Annotated in this window: 14 protein-coding genes and 1 tRNA gene; 7 read left to right on the forward strand and 8 right to left on the reverse strand. The window is 67.4% G+C overall.

The genetic code is table 11. From position 1 onward, the window contains the following. Position 1 precedes the first annotated feature (1 nt). The 4 genes from thrC to argS are packed head-to-tail and all read right to left on the reverse strand — an operon-like array spanning position 2 to position 5,568. The gene (gene thrC, locus VIK36_RS13660; protein ID WP_324642307.1) at positions 2 to 1,108 is read right to left on the reverse strand and encodes a threonine synthase; all 1,107 of its coding nucleotides are present in this window, start codon (positions 1,106 to 1,108) and stop codon (positions 2 to 4) included. Further along, positions 1,109 to 2,425 carry a homoserine dehydrogenase gene (locus VIK36_RS13665; protein ID WP_324642308.1) on the reverse strand — a complete coding sequence of 439 codons (1,317 nt, stop codon included), beginning with the start codon at positions 2,423 to 2,425 and terminating at the stop codon, positions 1,109 to 1,111. After that, entirely contained in the window at positions 2,426 to 3,898 is a 1,473-nt protein-coding gene (gene lysA / locus VIK36_RS13670; protein WP_324642309.1) for a diaminopimelate decarboxylase, read from the reverse strand. It lies immediately after the preceding gene. A gap of 5 nt (positions 3,899 to 3,903) precedes the next feature. Next, complete coding sequence (gene argS, locus VIK36_RS13675) at positions 3,904 to 5,568, reverse strand: arginine--tRNA ligase (RefSeq protein ID WP_324642311.1); 1,665 nt, start codon at positions 5,566 to 5,568, stop codon at positions 3,904 to 3,906. Positions 5,569 to 5,892: 324 nt separating this feature from the next. On the opposite strand from argS, the gene VIK36_RS13680 reads away from it, so the two are divergent. The 4 genes from VIK36_RS13680 (at position 5,893) to VIK36_RS13695 (ending at position 8,926) form a co-directional block, all read left to right on the forward strand. Continuing rightward, positions 5,893 to 6,306 (forward strand): FMN-binding protein, encoded by a 414-nt coding sequence (locus VIK36_RS13680; RefSeq protein WP_324645284.1) that lies wholly within the window; start codon positions 5,893 to 5,895, stop codon positions 6,304 to 6,306. A 3-nt stretch (positions 6,307 to 6,309) separates the two neighbouring features. Next, the gene (locus VIK36_RS13685; protein ID WP_324642312.1) at positions 6,310 to 7,182 is read left to right on the forward strand and encodes an FAD:protein FMN transferase; all 873 of its coding nucleotides are present in this window, start codon (positions 6,310 to 6,312) and stop codon (positions 7,180 to 7,182) included. Next, positions 7,179 to 8,741, forward strand: a complete 1,563-nt coding sequence (locus tag VIK36_RS13690) for an oxidoreductase (RefSeq protein ID WP_324642313.1) — start codon at positions 7,179 to 7,181, stop codon at positions 8,739 to 8,741. Before VIK36_RS13685 ends, VIK36_RS13690 begins: the two co-directional genes overlap by 4 nt. 112 nt (positions 8,742 to 8,853) lie before the next feature. After that, positions 8,854 to 8,926, forward strand: a tRNA-Arg gene (locus VIK36_RS13695). Positions 8,927 to 9,020: 94 nt separating this feature from the next. On the opposite strand, the gene VIK36_RS13700 is transcribed toward VIK36_RS13695, so the two are convergent. Further along, the gene (locus tag VIK36_RS13700; protein WP_255172597.1) at positions 9,021 to 9,971 is read right to left on the reverse strand and encodes a cation diffusion facilitator family transporter; all 951 of its coding nucleotides are present in this window, start codon (positions 9,969 to 9,971) and stop codon (positions 9,021 to 9,023) included. Positions 9,972 to 10,095: 124 nt separating this feature from the next. On the opposite strand from VIK36_RS13700, the gene VIK36_RS13705 reads away from it, so the two are divergent. The 3 genes from VIK36_RS13705 to hrpA all read left to right on the forward strand — a co-directional run bounded on the left by VIK36_RS13705 (position 10,096) and on the right by hrpA (position 15,598). Next, positions 10,096 to 11,148 (forward strand): M4 family metallopeptidase, encoded by a 1,053-nt coding sequence (locus VIK36_RS13705; RefSeq protein WP_324642314.1) that lies wholly within the window; start codon positions 10,096 to 10,098, stop codon positions 11,146 to 11,148. A 60-nt stretch (positions 11,149 to 11,208) separates the two neighbouring features. After that, positions 11,209 to 11,544 carry a protealysin inhibitor emfourin gene (locus VIK36_RS13710; protein ID WP_324642315.1) on the forward strand — a complete coding sequence of 112 codons (336 nt, stop codon included), beginning with the start codon at positions 11,209 to 11,211 and terminating at the stop codon, positions 11,542 to 11,544. Positions 11,545 to 11,608: 64 nt separating this feature from the next. Beyond that, positions 11,609 to 15,598: an ATP-dependent RNA helicase HrpA gene (hrpA, locus tag VIK36_RS13715; RefSeq protein WP_324642316.1), complete on the forward strand. Its 3,990-nt coding sequence runs from the start codon at positions 11,609 to 11,611 to the stop codon at positions 15,596 to 15,598. A gap of 72 nt (positions 15,599 to 15,670) precedes the next feature. Here the strand turns inward: hrpA and VIK36_RS13720 are convergent, their stop codons facing one another. From VIK36_RS13720 to VIK36_RS13730, 3 genes are read right to left on the reverse strand one after another with little or no spacing between them, the layout of a single operon-like run. After that, a complete protein-coding gene (locus tag VIK36_RS13720; protein WP_324642317.1) occupies positions 15,671 to 16,099 on the reverse strand; it encodes an HIT family protein in 429 nt (142 codons plus the stop codon). Beyond that, positions 16,096 to 17,274: an NAD(P)-dependent alcohol dehydrogenase gene (locus tag VIK36_RS13725; protein WP_324642318.1), complete on the reverse strand. Its 1,179-nt coding sequence runs from the start codon at positions 17,272 to 17,274 to the stop codon at positions 16,096 to 16,098. Before VIK36_RS13725 ends, VIK36_RS13720 begins: the two co-directional genes overlap by 4 nt. Beyond that, complete coding sequence (locus VIK36_RS13730) at positions 17,271 to 18,164, reverse strand: sulfurtransferase (protein ID WP_324642319.1); 894 nt, start codon at positions 18,162 to 18,164, stop codon at positions 17,271 to 17,273. The genes VIK36_RS13725 and VIK36_RS13730 overlap by 4 nt, the downstream gene beginning before the upstream one ends. Positions 18,165 to 18,254 lie beyond the last annotated feature (90 nt).

The following is an 18,254-nucleotide window of genomic DNA, read 5'->3' on the forward strand; positions in this document are numbered from 1 at the left end:
GTTATTTTTCTTCCAGTCCCAGCTCAGCAGCTACGGTGACGACGTCGTTGGGGACCTTGACCGGCTGGACATCGCTGCCATCCTCGGTGCGCAGGGCCCACTGGGGATCCTTGAGTCCGTGGCCGGTGACGGTGATGACGATGGTTTTCCCGCTGGGGACCTCGCCGGCGGCATGCTTCTTGAGCAGTCCCGCGACGCCTGCGGCGGAACCGGGCTCCACGAAGACGCCTTCCTTGGACGACAGCCAGCGGTGGGCGTTCAGGATCTCCTCATCGGTGACGGCCTCGATGAGTCCACCGGACTCGTCACGGGCGCCGACGGCACCGTCCCAGGACGCCGGGTTTCCAATGCGGATGGCAGTGGCGATGGTGTCCGGTTCCGTGATGGGGTGGCCTGCCACGAAGGGGGCGGCACCGGCGGCCTGGAAGCCCCACATCGCGGGTGTCTTGGTGGATACGGCGGGAAGCGTGCCGGCCGTCTCCGATTCGAAGGGAGCGGAGTACTCCTTGTAGCCCTTCCAGTAGGCCGTGATGTTGCCGGCGTTGCCCACGGGCAGAACGTGGATGTCCGGTGCGTCGCCCAGGGAATCGACCACTTCGAAGGCGCCGGTCTTCTGGCCCTGGATGCGGGCGGGATTTACGGAGTTCACCAGGAAGACGGGGTAGGACTCCCCCAGCTTGCGGGCGATGTCCAGGCAGTTGTCGAAGTTGCCGTCCACCTGGAGCAGGGTGGCCCCGTGGGCAATCGCCTGGCTGAGCTTGCCCATGGAGATCTTGCCTTCGGGCACCAGGACCGCACACTTGAGGCCGGCGGCCGTGGCGTAGGCAGCGGCGGACGCGGACGTGTTGCCGGTGGAAGCGCACACAACGGCCTTCGCGCCGGAGGCAACTGCTGCCGTCATCGCCATGGTCATGCCACGGTCCTTGAAGGAGCCGGTGGGGTTCATGCCTTCCACCTTGAGGTAGACCTCCGAACCGGTGAGTTCGGAGAGCTTCTGCGCGTGTACCAGCGGGGTACCGCCCTCACCCAGGGTGATGACCCTGGTGGACTCCGTCACGGGCAGACGGTCAGCGTATTCGCGGATGACACCGCGCCATTGGTGAGCCACTTAGACTCCTTCTACCCGCAAAACGGATGTAACTGAATTGATGACGTCCAGGCCCTTCACGGCCTCGACGGTGGCTGCAAGGGCAGCCTCTGACGCACGGTGGGTGACGATCCGCAGTTCGGCCGACTCCACGTTGGAAGCTGAATCGCGGTGGATGGTCTGCCGCATGATTTCGATGGACACGCCGTGCTCGGCAAAGAGCTGGGCGATCTTAGCCAGGACGCCGGGCTGGTCGGCGACGTCCAGGCCAATGTAGTAACTCGTGGTGGCCGCATCGATGGGCAGCGCGGGAACGTGGCCCGTGGTGGTTTCGGTACGTCCGGGACCGCCCAGGACCAGGCGCCGGGCTGCTGAAACGAGGTCGCCCAGGACGGCGGATGCCGTCGGGGTGCCGCCGGCGCCCTGGCCGTAGAACATCAGCTCACCGGCATTTTCGGCCTCGATGAACACCGCGTTGAATGCGCCCCGGACGGCGGCCAGCGGATGTTCGCGGGGCAGGAGGGTAGGGTGCACGCGGACGGACACGCCTTCCTTGCCGTCAGCGCCGGTCAGTTTCTCCGCGATGGCCAGCAGCTTGATGACGAAGCCGGCGTCCTTTGCGGCGGCGATGTCCGAAGCACTGACGGACGTGATTCCCTCGCAGTGGACATCGTCCAGCGCAAAGCGGGTGTGGAAGGACAGCGACGCGAGGATGGCTGCCTTGGCGGCGGCGTCGTGGCCTTCGACGTCGGCAGTGGGGTCCGCTTCGGCGTAGCCAAGGCGCTGGGCTTCGGCGAGGGCATCGGCGAACTGGGCGCCGGTGGTGTCCATCTGGTCAAGGATGAAGTTGGTGGTGCCGTTGACGATGCCCAGCACCCGGGTGATCCGGTCGCCCGAGAGGCTGTCGCGGATGGGGCGCAGGATCGGGATGGCGCCGGCCACGGCGGCCTCGTAGGACAGCTGGACGCCCGCCCTGTCCGCCTCTTCGTAGAGGGTGGGTCCGTCCTGCGCCAGGAGTGCCTTGTTGCCGGTGACCACGCAGGCGCCGTTGCGCAGCGCGGAGAGGATCAGCGTGCGTGCGGGCTCAATGCCGCCCATCAGCTCGATCACGAGGTCGGCGTCCTTGACGAGAGTTTCGGCGTCGGTGGTGAAAAGCTCCTGCGGCAGGTCCACGTCGCGGGGGGCATTAACGTTGCGCACGGCGATGCCGCTGAGCTGCAGGCGGGCACCGGTGCGGGCAGCGAGGGCGTCGGCGTCCTCAATGAGGATCCGCGCAACCTGGGCTCCAACGTTGCCACAGCCCAGCAGGGCTACTTTCAGCGTTCGCATTTCCGTCATTCAGGCTCCCATGTCGCGGTTCAGCAGATCTTCTTCGGTTTCCCCGCGGACAATCAGCCGGGAAGATCCATCGCGCACCGCGACAACGCCCGGCCGGGCCAGATAGTTGTAGTTGCTCGAGAGGGCCCAGCAGTAGGCGCCGGTTCCCGGTACAGCAAGCAGATCACCGGCTGCCACGTCCTCGGGCAGATATACATCTCTAACAACTATGTCGCCGCTCTCGCAATGTTTGCCCACTACGCGGGACAACTGCGGGGCGGCGCTGGAGGTGCGGGAGGCCAGGACGGCCGAATAATCCGCGTCGTACAGCACCGGGCGGGCGTTGTCGCTCATGCCGCCGTCCACCGAAACATACCGCCGGGGATACGTAACGTTGTTGCCCGCGTCACCGTCGCCGGACGTGCCGGGTGCGTCCACGCGGACCGTCTTCAGCGTGCCCACTTCGTACAGGGTGAAGGTGGTGCTGCCAACGATGGCGCGTCCCGGTTCGATGGAGATGCGCGGCGCGTCGATGCCAAGCTCGGCGCAGGTGGAGCGCACGACGGCGGCCATCGCGTTGGCGATCTCCGCTGCAGGGCGCGGGGTGTCCACCGGCGTGTAGGCGATCCCGTAGCCGCCGCCAAGGTCCAGTTCCGGCAGGGTGATGGAGTACTTTTCCTGCATGGCGGCAAGGAAGCGCAGCAGCTTCTCCGCGGCCAGCGCAAAGCCGTCCGGCTCGAAAATCTGGGATCCGATGTGGCAGTGCAGGCCCAGCAGCTCGATGCCGGGATGCGCTGATGCAGCTGCCACCGCTTCCTCGGCAGCGGAGATGCCGGCTTCATCGGTGGTGTCGGCAGCCATGGAGAGGCCGAACTTCTGGTCCTCGTGGGCGGTGGCGATGAATTCGTGCGTGTGGGCATGCACGCCGGGGGTGAGCCGCAGCATGACCTTCGCCCGCTCCCCGCGCCCCTGCGCGATCGCGCCGACGCGCACGAGCTCATCCAGGCTGTCCACCACGATCCGCCCCAGGCCCATGTCAAGCGCCCTGTGGATCTCGCCGTCGGACTTGTTGTTGCCGTGCAGGGCGACGTCCGCCCCGGGAATTCCGGCCCGGTAGGCCACGGCGAGTTCCCCGCCCGAGGCCGTGTCCAGCCGCAGCCCTTCTTCCTCCACCCAGCGGACCACCGCCGTGCAGAGGAACGACTTGCCGGCGTAGTAGACATCCACTCCCCCGCAGATATCCGCGAAGGCGTCGTTGAACGCGTCGCTGAATGCCCTGGCCCGGGCACGGAAGTCATTCTCGCTCATGACGAAAAGCGGGGTCCCGTATTGCCGCTGCAACTCGCTGACGGGGATCCCGCCGATGGCAAGTTCACCATCGGCGTTCCGCGCTGCGTCACCGGCCCACATCGGTTCGTGGAGGGCATTGAGGTCATCCGGAACGGCAAGCCACTCGGGGGCAAGCGGAGAGCCGTGTGCTGCTGTCTGCGTCATGGGTCCTACATCCGTTCCGGCGCGGAAACGCCCAGCAGGTCAAGGCCGTTCGCCAGCACCTGGCTGGTGGCGTCATTAAGCCAGAGCCGGGTGCGGTTGAGGTCCGTGACGGGTTCTTCACCCATGGGGGCGATACGGCAGGCGTCGTACCAGCGGTGGTACGCCCCTGCGATGGCCTCCAGGTGTCGCGCCACGCGGTGCGGTTCGCGCAGTTCAGCAGCCTTGGCCACGATCGACGGGTAGCTGCCCAGGTAGGACAGCAGCTCGTTTTCCGTGGCGTGGTCCAGGAGTGAAGCATCGAAGCTGTCCTGGCCGTCCACCTGGCGTTCGACGCCGGCGGCCACAGCGTTGCGCGCGGCGCCCCGGGAGCGGGCGTGGGCGTACTGGACGTAGAACACAGGGTTCTCGTTGCTGTGCTTCTTCAGCAGTTCCGGATCCAGGGTCAGCGGCGAGTCGGCGGGGAACCGTGCCAGGGAGTAGCGGACTGCATCCTTGCCCAGCCAGTCGATCAGGTCCTTGAGTTCGATAATGTTGCCGGCGCGCTTGGACAGCTTGGCGCCGTTGACGGACACCAACTGGCCGATCAGCACTTCGATGTTCACCTCGGGGTCGTCACCGGCGGCGGCGGCGATGGCCTTGAGCCGGTTGATGTAGCCGTGGTGGTCGGCGCCCAGGAGGTAGATCTTCTCCGTGAAGCCGCGGTCCTTCTTGGACAGGTAGTAGGCAGCGTCCGCGGCGAAGTACGTGGGCTCGCCGTTGGCGCGGATCATGACGCGGTCCTTGTCGTCGCCAAAGTCCGTGGTCCGCAACCAGACCGCACCGCCGTCGTCGAACACGTGGCCCTGCTCGCGAAGGCGCGCCACGGCACTTTCAATGGCGCCGGCGTCGTGCAGTTCCTGCTCGGAGAAGAAGACGTCGAACTCGACGCCGAAGTCCGCCAGGGTGGCCTTGATGTCCTTCATCTGGGCCTCGTAGGCGGCGGCCCGGATGACCGGAAGGGCGGCGACTTCGGTGAGCTCGCGGATGTCCGGGTGCGCGGTGAGGACTTCATGGCCAAGCTCGGCGATGTACTGCCCGGGGTAGCCGCCGTCCGGCACCGGAAGGCCATGCAGGCGGGAGTAGACGGAGTTGGCGAAGGTGTTCATCTGCGAGCCGGCGTCGTTGATGTAGTACTCCGCGGTGACATCCGCGCCCGAAGCGCGCAGCACGCGGGCGATCGAGTCGCCCAGGGCGGCCCAGCGGGTGTGCCCGATGTGCAGCGGCCCGGTGGGGTTGGCGGAGACAAACTCCATGTTGACGGTGCGCCCGGCGAGCGCAGTGTTGGTGCCGTAGTCCTTGCCGGCCTCGACGATGGCCTTGGCCAGGGCACCGGCGGCTGCGGCGTCCACGGTGATGTTCAGGAATCCGGGCCCGGCGATATCCACGGCGGAGACGCCGTCGATGGACTTGAGCCGGCTGCTGAGGACGGCGGCGAATTCGCGCGGGTTGGTGCCGGCCTGCTTGGCGAGCTGGAGGGCGATGTTGGTGGCCCAGTCGCCGTGGTCCCGGTTCTTGGGTCGCTCCACGCGCACCTCAGCCGGAATGGCTGATGCCGCAAGGGCAATATCGCCGGCGGCGACGGCGTCCTTGAGGCAGGCGGATATGGCGAGGGAAAGTTCTTCGGGAGTCACCCCTCTAGCGTACCGGGGGCCAGTGACAGCAAAGAATTTGGGCCGTGCACGCCCCCGGCGGCGTGCAAAAGAAATCTTCCCGGCCGGTTCCGTGAACCATTCGGGCGGATCCGGCGTTGACTAAACCGTAGCCACTGCCGCAAGGGCCTCGCCCCACACAAGGTGGCAGCCCCAAGGAAGTGAACAGCCCACAGAGAAACGAGAGCCTTCATGAGACCCTCCATCCCTAAAAGCCCCGTCACTCCCGGGAGTACTTTTGCCGTGAAAGGCCCTTCTGTTCCCAAAGTCCTTCTCCGGAGAAGCCTCTTCGCCGGTATCGCAGGGCTGTCCCTGGCGGGAACCGTGGCGGGCTGCGCGCCGTCCACCGCCGACAGCACCCCCGGCACTGCCGCGGCACCGGGCGCCCCCGCTGCCGGATCCTCCGCCCTGGCCGGCAGCGGGGGCAACTACAAAGACGGAACCTACAATGCGGACGGCAACTACGTCTCGCCTAACGGCACGGAGACGGTGGGTGTGCAGCTGACGCTTGCAGCGGGCAAAGTCACGGACGTGCAGATCACCGAGCACCCGTCCAATCCCAACACCCGCAAATTCCAGGGCCAGTTCGCCGGGGGCATCGCAGCCCAGGTGGTGGGCAGGAACATCGATGAACTCAACGTCTCCAAGGTTTCCGGGTCCTCACTGACCAGCGGAGGGTTCAACCAGGCGCTGGAGAAGATCAAGGCGGAGGCGCACTAGGCGGTGTCCGCGACGGACCGGGAGGACTTTTCGTTCCAGGGGATCGGCACCGGCTGGCACATCAGCACTCCTCTGCCGCTGCCGCATGGCGCGCGGGTGCGCCTTCTGGACCGGGTCGAAAAGTTCGACGGCGACTGGTCCCGTTTTCGCGCCGATTCCCTGGTTGCCGGCTTGGCCCGGCAGGCGGGACGCCATGTGTTCCCCGACGAGGCCGCTGCCCTGGGCGACTTGTATTGGCGGCTCTACCGGCTGACCGGCGGAGCCATGACACCGCTGATAGGCGGCAGCCTGGAGCGCCTGGGGTATGACGCAGCGTACTCCCTCCGGGCAGCAGGGCCACCGCTCCCGGCGCCGGCCTGGGAATCGGTCCTCACGTGGTCCGGAACGGTCCTGACTGCCGGCGCCCCCGTGGTCCTGGACATTGGTGCCGCCGGCAAGGGCCTGTTGGTGGACCTGCTGGCGCAGGAGCTGGCGGCCGCCGGCGTGGGCGGGTTCGTCATTGATGCCGGCGGGGACCTGCTGGCCCGCGGAACCGGCCCTGTCAGCGTGGGGCTTGAACACCCCTACAACCCGGCCCAGGCGATTGGCGTGGTGGACCTGGAGGGCCGGGCCCTGTGTGCCTCGGCTGCCAACCGGCGTGCCTGGGGCGATGGACTGCACCACGTCCTGGACGGAACCACCGGGCAGCCGGTCCGCACCGCCGTCGCCACCTGGGCACTGGCAGAGACGGCGATGGTTGCCGATGCCCTCGCCACCGCCCTCTTCTTCGTCCCGGGCGACCTGCTCCAGGAGGCGTTCGACTTTTCCTGGCTGACAGTCTTTTCCGACGGCAGCGCAGCCTATTCCGCCGAATTCGAAGGAAAGCTGTTCCCATGAGCCCCGTGGACACACCGCAAACCGGCCCGGCCACCTCCCTGACGGGCCGGATAGGCACCGCCGTGGGCAGGTTCACCATGTACCGGCTCATCCTTGTAGTCCTGGCTGTACTCGCCGCGTACAGCCTGCTGCTGAATGTGCTGGGCTGGCTGACTTTCGGAATCCCGGAAATGCTGGCACACCTGGCGCTGTGCCTGGGTTTGACCTACGCCGCCAACCGGGCGCTGGCGGCACTGTTCCGGGTCAATCCCCATACGGAGTCCTCGCTGATCACCGGGCTGCTGCTCTATTTCCTGTTCTGGCCGTCCCTGCAGCCGAGGGACCTGGCAGGGGTGGCGCTGGCGTGCGTGCTGGCGTCGGCGTCCAAATACGCATTGGCGTGGCGCGGACGGCACATATTCAATCCCGCCGCGGCCGGCGCGTTTGCCACCGGACTCACCGGGCTGAACATCGCCACGTGGTGGGCCGCGACGCCGGCCATGCTCTGGGTGCTGGTCCCGGGCGTGCTGCTGGTCCTGCACCGGACACGCAAGATGCTGATGGCATCCGTGTTCACGGGGGTGGCCACCGCGATCATTACCCTTGAACTGCTTCGTTCGGGGATGACGGCCGGGATGGGAGTCTGGCAGGCCCTCGCCCAGCGCCCGGTGCTCTTCTTTGTGGGCTTCATGCTGACCGAGCCCCTTACGTTGCCACCGCGCCGCCACCAGCAGCTGGCACTTGCAGCCGTGGTTGGGGTGCTCTTCGCGGTGCCGTGGAACCTGGGCATTGTGGCTAACTCCCCGGAGGCTGCGCTGCTGGCGGGCAACCTGCTGGCTTTCCTGGCGGGCCAGCGCGGGGCCGTAAAGCTCCGGTTCGCGGGGACGCGCCCGCTGACGCCCACCACCGCCGAGTTCTCGTTCGAGCCCGCCCGGCCGGTACGTTTCCTCCCCGGACAGTACATGGAGCTGGACCTGCCGCAGGCCAGGCCGGATGGAAAAGGCCGGCGCCGGGTGTTCAGCCTGACCGGCTCCCCCGGCGAGCGCCTGGTGAAGTTTGGCGTCCGGACGGCGGGCCCTTTGTCAGCGGCAAAGGAGTCGCTCCTGGCGCTGCAGCCGGGTGACGAAGTGACAGCCACGGCGGTGGGCGGCGACTTTATCCTGCCGCGGGATCCCCGCCGGCCGGTGCTGCTCATCGCGGCGGGCATCGGCATCACCCCATTTGTGTCCCACCTGTCCTCGGGCGCCTTGCGGGAACGGGACGCTGTGCTCCTGCTCCTGGCCAGGAGCGCTGACGAGGTGGCCTACGCGGAAGAACTCCGGACGTCCGGCATGCGTGTACTGGTGCGGCTGGCGGATGGCTCCGACCCGCCGTCCGGCCTGGCCTCCGCTTCCGCTTCCGCCGCCAGAACCGGTGCGCACGGCCGGTTGGATGGAAAGGCGCTTGCGGAGCTTGTCCCGGATATCGACCGCCGGGAGGTTTACGTTTCCGGCTCGCCCGCAAGCGTCGCATCCCTCCGCCGCGCGGCCAGGCGGGCCGGGGCACGGAGGGTCCGGACGGACTCTTTCTCGGGCTACTGAGGCTGCTTCGGCGACCACCCCCGGCTGGTCCGGGTGGCGGTTTTCCCTTGCGGGCCACCTTCCTGCTAAGCTCTAGGACGTCCCGCCGGGAACGGCAGGATATCCGGAAATTGCCCTCGTAGCTCAGGGGATAGAGCGTCTGCCTCCGGAGCAGAAGGCCGTAGGTTCGAATCCTACCGAGGGCACACGAATACCCCCGCCGCTTGTTGAAGCGGCGGGGGTTTCTTCGTTCCCGTGCATCCTGCCCCCTGCCGCTCAGGTCCGCCGGGAGGCGCCGGCTTAGAAACGCAGGGCTGCCTCGTCAAGGGTTGCGAGGGTCAGGACGGCTTCCTCCACCGTTTCGTGGTCTTCCAGCTCACGCTCAATCCGGCGCAGCGCCACCGCCACCTCGTGCTCCGGGTGGTCCCCCTCCAGATCCACCGCAGCCACCAGGTACAGCTTGCGCGGGCCGACGAATTCCAGGTGCAGGTAGGTGAGCCGGGCGATGTCGCGGTGCTCCAGCACCCGCCGGGCCATGGAGCGCTCGATGTCCGGGGTGACGCCCTGGCCCACCAGGAAGCGCCTGTTGCGGTCGATCAGGACAACCGCGACGACGGCGAGCAACACGCCGACGACGATCGAACCGATCGCGTCCGGCAGCGGCGAGCCGGTGACCTGGTGCAGGAATACGCCCACGAACGCCACCACGAGGCCGATCAGCGCTGCGGCATCCTCGGCGAAGACCGCGCGCAGGGTGGGATCGGAGCTGATCAGGACCTGTTCAAGGGTGTGCCGTTCCAGCTCGTGGGCCGCCTTCCGGGTCTGGCGGAACGCCTGGACGAAGGAGACTCCCTCGAAGACGAAGGCCACGGCAAGGACGACATACGCCACTGTGAAGTCCGACGCCGGTTCAGGGGCAATGATCTCCTGGATGCCGTGCATGATGGACACCACTGCCCCGGCGGTAAAAAGGCCGAACGCAGCGAACATCGACCAGACATAGGCCTCCCGGCCGTATCCCATCGGGTGGCTCTTGTCCCGGGGCCGGGCAGACCGCCGCTCCGCAAAGAACAGGAACACCTGGTTTCCCGTATCCGCCCAGGAATGCGCTGCCTCCGCGGCCATGGAGGCCGAGCCGGAAAGGACAGCGGCCACCGACTTTGCCGCCGCCACGAGCACATTCGCCACGAAGGCGATGATGACAGTCAGCAGGGTGGAACTGGATTTGGTTCGCTTTTCGGTTTCAGCCATGCGCCTACCGTACCCAGCCCTGCCCGCTCCAGCGCCCGGCGGCTGCTGAATTTGTGGCGGTGGCGTCCCTGTCATTGTCGGTGGCTCCTCTTAGGCTGATTTCACCTAGTTGAGAGGGTACGCCATGCACGTTCAATTCTGTTCAATCATTCCGCCGTACATGCTGCGGCGGCTGGCGCAGCAGGATGCGCCAGAGTTTTCGTCCGCGGCAAGCGCCGCCAGGAAAGCGCTGGGACACGTCGAATCGTTCCAGGCTGCGCGTTCGCAGGCTGTTCCGCCCCTCCCGCCGGGCCTGCGGCCGGAAAAGCCAGGGCCCGTCAACCGCGCCGTCTACGACGCCGCCGGGGACGAAACCCTCCCAGGCAGGCCTGTCCGCGAAGAAGGCGGACCAGCCACCGGCGATGCCGCCACTGACGAGGCCTATGACGGGCTGGGGAACACGCACAGGCTGTATGCCGACGCCTTCGGGCGGGATTCGGTGGACGGCCGCGGGCTGAAGCTGGACGCCACGGTGCACTTTGGCAAGCTGTACGACAACGCCTTCTGGAACGGCAGCCAGATGGTCTTCGGCGATGGCGACGGCGACGTCTTCGAACGCTTCACCAAATCCGTAAGCGTCATCGGGCACGAGCTGGCACACGGGGTCACCCAGTACACGGCGGGGCTTGTGTACCGGAACCAGGCGGGTGCCCTGAACGAATCCATGTCCGACGTCTTCGGCGCGCTCGTTGAGCAGTACGTCAGGAACCAGACCACCGCGCAGGCCAGCTGGCTGATCGGGGAAGGGCTCTTTACGTCCAAGGTCCAGGGGCGGGCCCTGCGGTCCATGAAGGCGCCGGGGACGGCGTACGACGACGATGTGCTGGGCAAGGACCCGCAGCCTGACTCCATGGACTCCTACATCCGGACCAGCGCGGACAATGGCGGCGTACACATCAACTCCGGCATCCCCAACCGCGCCTTTTACCTGGTCGCGGAGGCATTGGGCGGCTGCGCGTGGGAGGCTCCGGGCCGTATCTGGTACGAGACCCTGACCAACGGTTCCCTGCCGCCCGCCGCCACGTTCACGGTCTTTGCCCGTGCCACGGTCCGCGCTGCCGCCGACCTTTTTGGCCCGGAGTCCCCGGAGCATGACGCCGTTGGGGCGGCGTGGGAGACTGTGAAGGTCAAGGTATAACCACTGCCCGGCGGCCCGCTCACTGGCTCCCGGGCCGTATGGAAGCCCAGGGGCCAGGCCATGAAGATCAAGGTGGAGCGCACCGGCGGGATCGCGGCGGTCACGCGCGTGTGGACGGTGGACGCCCGGACGGACAGCGACCTCAGCCAGTGGCAGCCCATTCTCGAGGCCTGCCCGTGGGATGCGGTTCCCAGCACGCCACGGGCGGCCGCGGCGGCCTTCGAGGCGCCCCAGCCGGACCGCTTCATGTACTCAATCACCGCAGGGCAGCGCAGGGCTGCCCTGCCCGAGCATGCCCTCACCGGTCCATGGCGCATCCTGGTTGATACCGCGAGGGCCGCCGCGGAGGAAGCCGGCGGACCACTTCCCGGCACGGACACCGACGGGCCCGGCTGAGGACGGCAGGCGGCCGGGAAACGAAGAAGGGGCGGTTCCTTACGGCAGTAGACTGTCTGCAGCCATGACTTTTCATATCTCCTATCCCGCCGAGCTGCCGGTTTCCGAGCGCCGCGAGGACCTGATGGCCGCAATCGCCGCCAACCAGGTGACCATCATCGCCGGCGAGACCGGCTCCGGTAAGACCACACAGATCCCCAAGATGTGCCTGGAACTGGGACTGGGCGAGAAAGGCCTCATCGGGCACACCCAGCCGCGCCGGCTGGCAGCCCGGACGGTGGCGGAGCGCATTGCGGAGGAGCTCGGCGTCGAGATCGGCCAGGAAGTAGGTTTCCAGGTCCGTTTCACGGGCGAGGTCAGCAAGGCGACCAAGGTCAAACTCATGACCGACGGCATCCTGCTCGCCGAGATCCAGCGGGACAAACTGCTGCGCAAGTACAGCACCATCATCATTGACGAGGCGCATGAACGCAGCCTCAACATCGACTTCATCCTGGGCTACCTCAAGCGGATCCTCCCCCAGCGCCCGGACCTGAAGGTCATCATCACCTCGGCCACCATTGATCCCGAACGGTTCGCCAAGCACTTCGGCACCCCGGAGGACCCGGCCCCCATTGTGGAGGTGTCAGGACGGACCTACCCGGTGGAAATCCGCTACCGCCCCCTCTCGCAGCCGAAAGCGGACGAAGAAGACGCCTCGGACGACGAACTTGAGGAAGACCGGGATCCGCTGGACGCCGTCTGCGATGCCGTGGATGAACTTGCCGCCGAGGCCCCGGGGGACATACTGGTATTTTTCTCCGGCGAGCGCGAAATCCGGGACGCTGCGGAAGCATTGCAGGCCCGCATCCAGTCCAACCGCAGGCTGGCCAACACCGAGATCCTTCCCCTGTTTGCGCGCTTGAGCCTGCAGGAGCAGCACAAGGTGTTCCATCCCGGCAGCAAGCGACGGATCGTGCTGGCCACCAACGTCGCGGAAACGTCGCTGACGGTTCCGGGCATCAAATACGTCATCGATACCGGCACCGCCCGCATTTCCCGGTATTCGCACCGCACCAAGGTCCAGCGCCTGCCCATCGAGCGCGTCTCGCAGGCATCGGCCAACCAGCGTTCGGGCCGCTGCGGCCGCGTGTCCGACGGCATCGCCATCCGGCTGTATTCGGAGGAAGACTTCGAATCCCGGCCCCGGTTCACCGACCCGGAGATCCTGCGGACCAACCTCGCCGCCGTCATCCTCCAGATGACTGCCATGGGCGTTGCAAGGGGGCCCAAGGATGTGGAGGACTTCCCCTTCGTCGAACCGCCGGAAACCCGCGCCATCAACGACGGTGTCACCCTCCTTCGCGAACTTGGCGCCCTGGCTCCCCCGCGCGCCCAGGGTACCGGTGCCAAGCCGGAAGCAGCCGGGGGCAGGGGCGGGCCCCAGGGCGGCGGCCTCACCGCCGTCGGGCAGAAACTCGCCCAGCTGCCCGTGGATCCGCGCCTGGGCCGCATGATCGTCGAAGCGGGAAAACGCGGCTGCGTCCGCGAGGTCATGGTGCTGGCGGCCGCGCTCACCATCCAGGACCCGCGCGAACGGCCCACCGACAAGCAGCAACTTGCCGCGGAAAAGCACAACCGCTTCCGGGACGAAAACTCCGACTTCACCGGCTACCTCAACCTCTGGAACTACCTGCAGGAGAAGCAGCAGGAGCTGTCATCATCGGCCTTCCGCCGGCTGTGCCGCGCGGAGTTTATCAACTACCTGCGGGTGCGGGAATGGCAGGACCTCTTCACCCAGCTGCGCCAGCTCGCCCGTCCGCTGGGGATCACGCTGGACAACAAGCGCCTGGCGGATCCCGTGGGCAACCATGACGGCATCCATATCAGCCTGCTCTCCGGACTCCTGAGCCACATCGGCATCCTGGACGAGCGCAAGCGCGAATACGCCGGCGCCCGGGGCAGCCGCTTCGCGATCTTCCCCGGATCGGCCCTGTTCAAGAAGTCCCCCACCTTTGTCATGGCAGCCGAGCTGGTGGAGACCAGCCGGCTTTGGGCCAGGGTGGCCGCCAAATTCGATCCGGTATGGGCTGAACAGGTGGCCCCGGACCTGGTGAAGCGCAGCTACAGCGAACCCCACTGGTCCACGAAGCAGGGTGCCGTCATGGCCTACGAGAAGGTCACCCTCTACGGCGTTCCGATCATCGCCCAGCGGCGGATCAACTACGGCCGGGTGGATCCGGTGGTTGCCCGTGAGCTGTTCATCCGGCATGCCCTGGTGGAAGGCGACTGGCGCACCCACCACAAGTTCTTCCACCGCAACCGGGCGCTCCTGCACGAGGTGGAGGAACTTGAGGCCCGCATGCGCCGCCGCGACCTGCTGGTGGATGACGAAACCCTGTTCGAGTTCTACGACGCCAGGATCGGCCCCGACGTGGTCTCCGAGCGGCACTTCGACAAGTGGTGGAAGGATGCCCGCCGGGAGAACCCGGACCTCCTGGATTACGACAAGTCGCTGCTCCTCAGCGATGACGCCGACGACCTGGACGTCTCCGCCTACCCGAAGACCTGGCTGCACAAGGGCTTCGAGCTTCCGCTGACGTACGAATTCCATCCGGTGGCACCGGGTTCTGCCCCCGACCCGTCCGACGGCGTCACTGCCGAAGTACCGGTCCTGTTCCTGAACCAGCTCGACGACGCCCCGTTCCGGTGGCTGATCCCCGGCCAGCGGGTGGAGCTGGTGACGGCCCTGATCAAGTCGCTGCCCAAGCAGATCCGGAAGAACTTTGTCCCGGCCCCCGATGTCGCCCGGCAGGCAGTTGCCGTCCTCGAGTCCGACTTCGATCCCGCCACCGACGATCTGGAGCCCTCGCTGGAGCTTGCGCTGCGGCGGATCCGCGGCGCGGTCATCCCGGCCGGCTCCTGGAACTGGGACGCGGTCCCCCCGCACCTGCGCGTCAGTTTCAAAGTGGTGGACAGCAAGGGCAAGGTCCTGGGCGAGGGCAAGGACCTCACCGGGCTCCAGGAGCAGCTGGCCCCCGCCACCCGGCGGGCCATTGCCGAATCGCTTGGCGCCACCCCGGCCTCCACTGCGCCCGGTGCCGCCCCTAACGGGCAGCGCCGGAACGGGAAGGCGTCCGACGGCGGGCCACCGGCCCGTCAGCAGGGCGCCGGGGTGCCGGGAGCCCCGGCCACGGCAGGGTTCGTGGAGCAGGAAGGCCTGACCGAATGGACCTTCGGCACCATCGAGCGCCAGGTGAGCAGCATGGTCAAGGGCCATACAGTTACCGGCTATCCGGCCCTGGTGGACCAGGGCAAGTCGGTGGCCCTGCGCGTGTTCCAGACGGCAGAGGAACAGCTCGACGCCATGCGCGGCGGGGTGATCCGGCTGCTGGCACTGCGCGTTCCGGCGCCGGACCGCTACGTCCTGGAGCACCTGAGCAACACCGAGAAACTCACCTTCAGCCAGAACCCGCACGGCTCGGTGTCGGCCCTGATCGCCGACTGTGCACTGGCGGCCATCGACAAGCTCACGCCACCGGAACTGCCCTGGGACCGCCAGGCCTTTGACGCCCTGTATGAGCTAGTGCGCGCTGAACTGATTGACACCGTCTTCACCGTCACCGCCGTCGTCGAGCGCATCCTGGCCAGCACCCGGCGGATCGAAAAGCAGCTCAAGGGCACCACCAGCCTGGCCCTGATCAGTGCGCTGAACGACGTCAAGAGCCAGCTGGAGCAACTGGTGTATCCGGGTTTTGTGGCACGCACGGGCTACGCCCAGCTCAGCCAGCTCCCGCGGTATCTTGCGGCCATCGAGAAGCGGCTGGAGCGCCTGCCCGGGAACGTGCAGCGGGATGCCCTGAACATGGCAGTGGTGCAGCGGCTCGAGGACGACTACGACGACGCCGTGTCGGCGCTGCTGCCGGGACGGCGTGCCGGACGGGAGTTAACCCAGGTGCGCTGGATGATCGAGGAGCTCCGGGTGAGCCTCTTCGCCGTCGAACTCGGAACTGCCTACTCCGTGTCGGAGAAGCGCATCCGGGCCGTGCTCAACAAGGCACTTGCGCCAGCCTGAACACCTTCGGCTGCTCCGCGCGTCCTGCGTGCCCGGCCGGCAAGGACCGGGCACGCAGCGGAGAGCCGGATGTCAGGCCGCGGGTACGAACTCCCCGTAGCCGGCCGTCCGGAGGCCCTCGCGGAGCTTTTCGGCGTTGGCGTCCAGCACCGCGGGGTCCGGGTTCTGGTCCGCTGAGCCGAAGTCGAAGTCGGCCATGCTTTGCGACGGCCACACGTGCACATGCAGGTGGTTGACCTCGTAGCCGGCCACGATCAGCCCGGCCCGCCGGGCGCCGAAGATGTCCACCTGGACCGCACCGATCCGCCGTGCCACTTCCATGACCCTGGCCAGGGTCTCCGGCGTGGCGTCAGTCCACCGGTCCACTTCTTCGGTGGGGACCACCAGGGTGTGGCCGTCGGCAAGCGGTCCGGTGGTAAGGAACGCCGCGACGTCGTCCTCGCGCCAGACGAACCGGCCGGGAATCTCGCCCTTCAGGATCTTTGTGAACAGGGTGCTCATGCGTCTGCCTCCTCGGCTGCTGCCTGCAGCGTGCTGGTGTCCAGCACGAACCGGTACTTTACGTCTCCAGCGACCATCCGGTCGTAGGCTTCATTCAGCTGTCCGGCGGCCACCATCTCGATATCGGCAACCACGCCGTGCTCAGCGCAGAAGTCGAGCATCTCCTGCGTTTCGGCAATGCTGCCGATCAGTGAGCCTGCATAGGCGATCCTGCGGCGGATCAGGGCACCCGGATTGACCGGCGGCATGGCCTCGGAGGGAAGCCCCAGCTGGAACAGTGCGCCGTCCACGCGCAGGGTGCGGAAGAAGGGGTTCAGGTCGTGCGGGGCCGCCACGGTGTCGATGATGAGGTCGATGGTGCGGTTCGCGGCGGCCATCGAGGCATCGTCGCGGGACAGGACAACCTCATCCGCGCCCAGTTCCAGGGCGGCCGCAACCTTGGATTCGGAGGTGGTGAACACCACCACCTTCGCGCCCATGGCCTTGGCCAGTTTGACGGCCATGTGGCCCAACCCGCCGAGCCCCACGACGCCCACCACGTCGCCTTCCTCGACGTCGAAGTGGCGCAGCGGCGAAAAAGTGGTGACGCCGGCACACAACAGGGGCGCGGCGGCGGCCGGATCCAGCGATTCCGGTACTCGCAGGACGTAGCGTCGGTCCACCACGATGGACGACGAATAACCGCCCTGGGTGATGGCGTCCCCGTTCCGCCGGTCCTTTGCGCCGTAGGTGCCGGTCATCCCGTTTTCGCAGTACTGCTCAAGGCCGTCCAGGCAGCTTTCGCATTCGCGGCAGGAGTCCACCATGCAGCCAACGCCCACGCGGTCGCCCACGGCGAAATCGGTGACGTTCGAACCGGTCCTGCTGACCGTTCCCACGATTTCGTGGCCGGGGACCAGGGGGTATGTCTGGCCGCCCCATTCTCCGCGGGTGGCGTGCACATCGGAGTGGCAGAGCCCGCAGAACTCGATGGCGATTTCCACATCGTCCGGCTTGGGGGCGCGCCTGGTGACCGTCAGCGGCACCAGGCCGCTGGCTCCTGATACGGCGCCGTACGCTGCGGCGCGCACGCCGGCGTCTGCGGCTGCGACTGCGGGGGCCCCGGCGGGTGCGGTTCCGGCGACGGGCGAAATGGGATGGGCAAGGGGCGGTGGTACGGGACGTCCTGGTGTCATAGTGCGACGCTACCCCCGGCTCCGCCGGAGATTCCACCCGGGGACGCACCGTCCCCAGGTTCCGCGCCGGTGGCCACCGGCAGGTCCGGGCGGTTTGACCACTCCGAGAAGGAGCCCGGGTAGAGCGCAGCGGAGAACCCGGCCAGTTCCAGTGCGGCCACCTCATGGGCCGCCGTGACGCCGGAGCCGCAATAGACCGCCACCCGCCGGCCGTCCTGCACGCCCAGGGCTTCGAACCTCCGCCGCAGCTCGGCCGGCGCAAGGAACCGCCCGGCCTGGTCCACGTTCGCAGCGGTGGGGGCGCTGACCGCTCCAGGGATGTGGCCGGCACGGGGGTCCACCGGTTCGATCTCGCCCCGGTACCTCTCCCCCGCCCTCGCGTCGAGCAACAGGCCGCTGTGCGGCCAGGTGGCGGCAGCACCGGCGTCAACCACGGGCATCTGCCCGCTGCCCAGCACAACGTCGCCGGGGACAGGACGGACCGGGCCCGCCTCGAGCGGCAGGCCCGCGGCACGCCAGGCGCCCAGACCGCCGTCGAGCAGGTAGACCTCGCTGACGCCGGCGTCGCGCAGCATCCACCACAGCCTGGCCGCCGCCATATTCCCGCTGTCATCGTAGGCAACCACGACGTCACCGTTGCGCAGGCCCCACCGGCGGGCCGACTCCTGGAAACGGTCGCGGGACGGCAGCGGGTGCCGCCCCCGGTCAGGAACGGCTGGATCGGCAAGCTCCGTGGCCAGGTCAACGAATACCGCGCCCGGCAGGTGCTCCTCGAGATAGTGGTCCTGGCCATGCGGGTCGCCCAGCACCCACCGCACGTCCAGCAGGACCGTCCGGTGCCCGGCAGCAAGCCTGGCTTCAAGGCCGGGGACGTCAATCAATGGCTTCATGGTGCTCCTTCTGCGGGATCCGGGCCATCTGCTGGCGCAGGCAACGGTCCAACTTTAGACGGGCAGTCCGGCTGCCGCGGGTAGGCTGGT

It is taken from the genome of Pseudarthrobacter sp. LT1 (assembly GCF_035621795.1).
GTDB lineage: Bacteria > Actinomycetota > Actinomycetes > Actinomycetales > Micrococcaceae > Arthrobacter.

What these genes read in the sequence shown, in the direction of transcription:
- VIK36_RS13720 (WP_324642317.1), bottom strand. Translation starts at nt 16,099, where the DNA reads ATGAGCACCCTGTTCACAAAGATCCTGAAGGGCGAGATTCCCGGCCGG.
- VIK36_RS13725 (WP_324642318.1), bottom strand. Translation starts at nt 17,274, where the DNA reads ATGACACCAGGACGTCCCGTACCACCGCCCCTTGCCCATCCCATTTCG.
- VIK36_RS13700 (WP_255172597.1), bottom strand. Translation starts at nt 9,971, where the DNA reads ATGGCTGAAACCGAAAAGCGAACCAAATCCAGTTCCACCCTGCTGACT.
- VIK36_RS13730 (WP_324642319.1), bottom strand. Translation starts at nt 18,164, where the DNA reads ATGAAGCCATTGATTGACGTCCCCGGCCTTGAAGCCAGGCTTGCTGCC.
- hrpA (WP_324642316.1), top strand. Translation starts at nt 11,609, where the DNA reads ATGACTTTTCATATCTCCTATCCCGCCGAGCTGCCGGTTTCCGAGCGC.
- VIK36_RS13705 (WP_324642314.1), top strand. Translation starts at nt 10,096, where the DNA reads ATGCACGTTCAATTCTGTTCAATCATTCCGCCGTACATGCTGCGGCGG.
- lysA (WP_324642309.1), bottom strand. Translation starts at nt 3,898, where the DNA reads ATGACGCAGACAGCAGCACACGGCTCTCCGCTTGCCCCCGAGTGGCTT.
- VIK36_RS13665 (WP_324642308.1), bottom strand. Translation starts at nt 2,425, where the DNA reads ATGACGGAAATGCGAACGCTGAAAGTAGCCCTGCTGGGCTGTGGCAAC.
- VIK36_RS13690 (WP_324642313.1), top strand. Translation starts at nt 7,179, where the DNA reads ATGAGCCCCGTGGACACACCGCAAACCGGCCCGGCCACCTCCCTGACG.
- VIK36_RS13710 (WP_324642315.1), top strand. Translation starts at nt 11,209, where the DNA reads ATGAAGATCAAGGTGGAGCGCACCGGCGGGATCGCGGCGGTCACGCGC.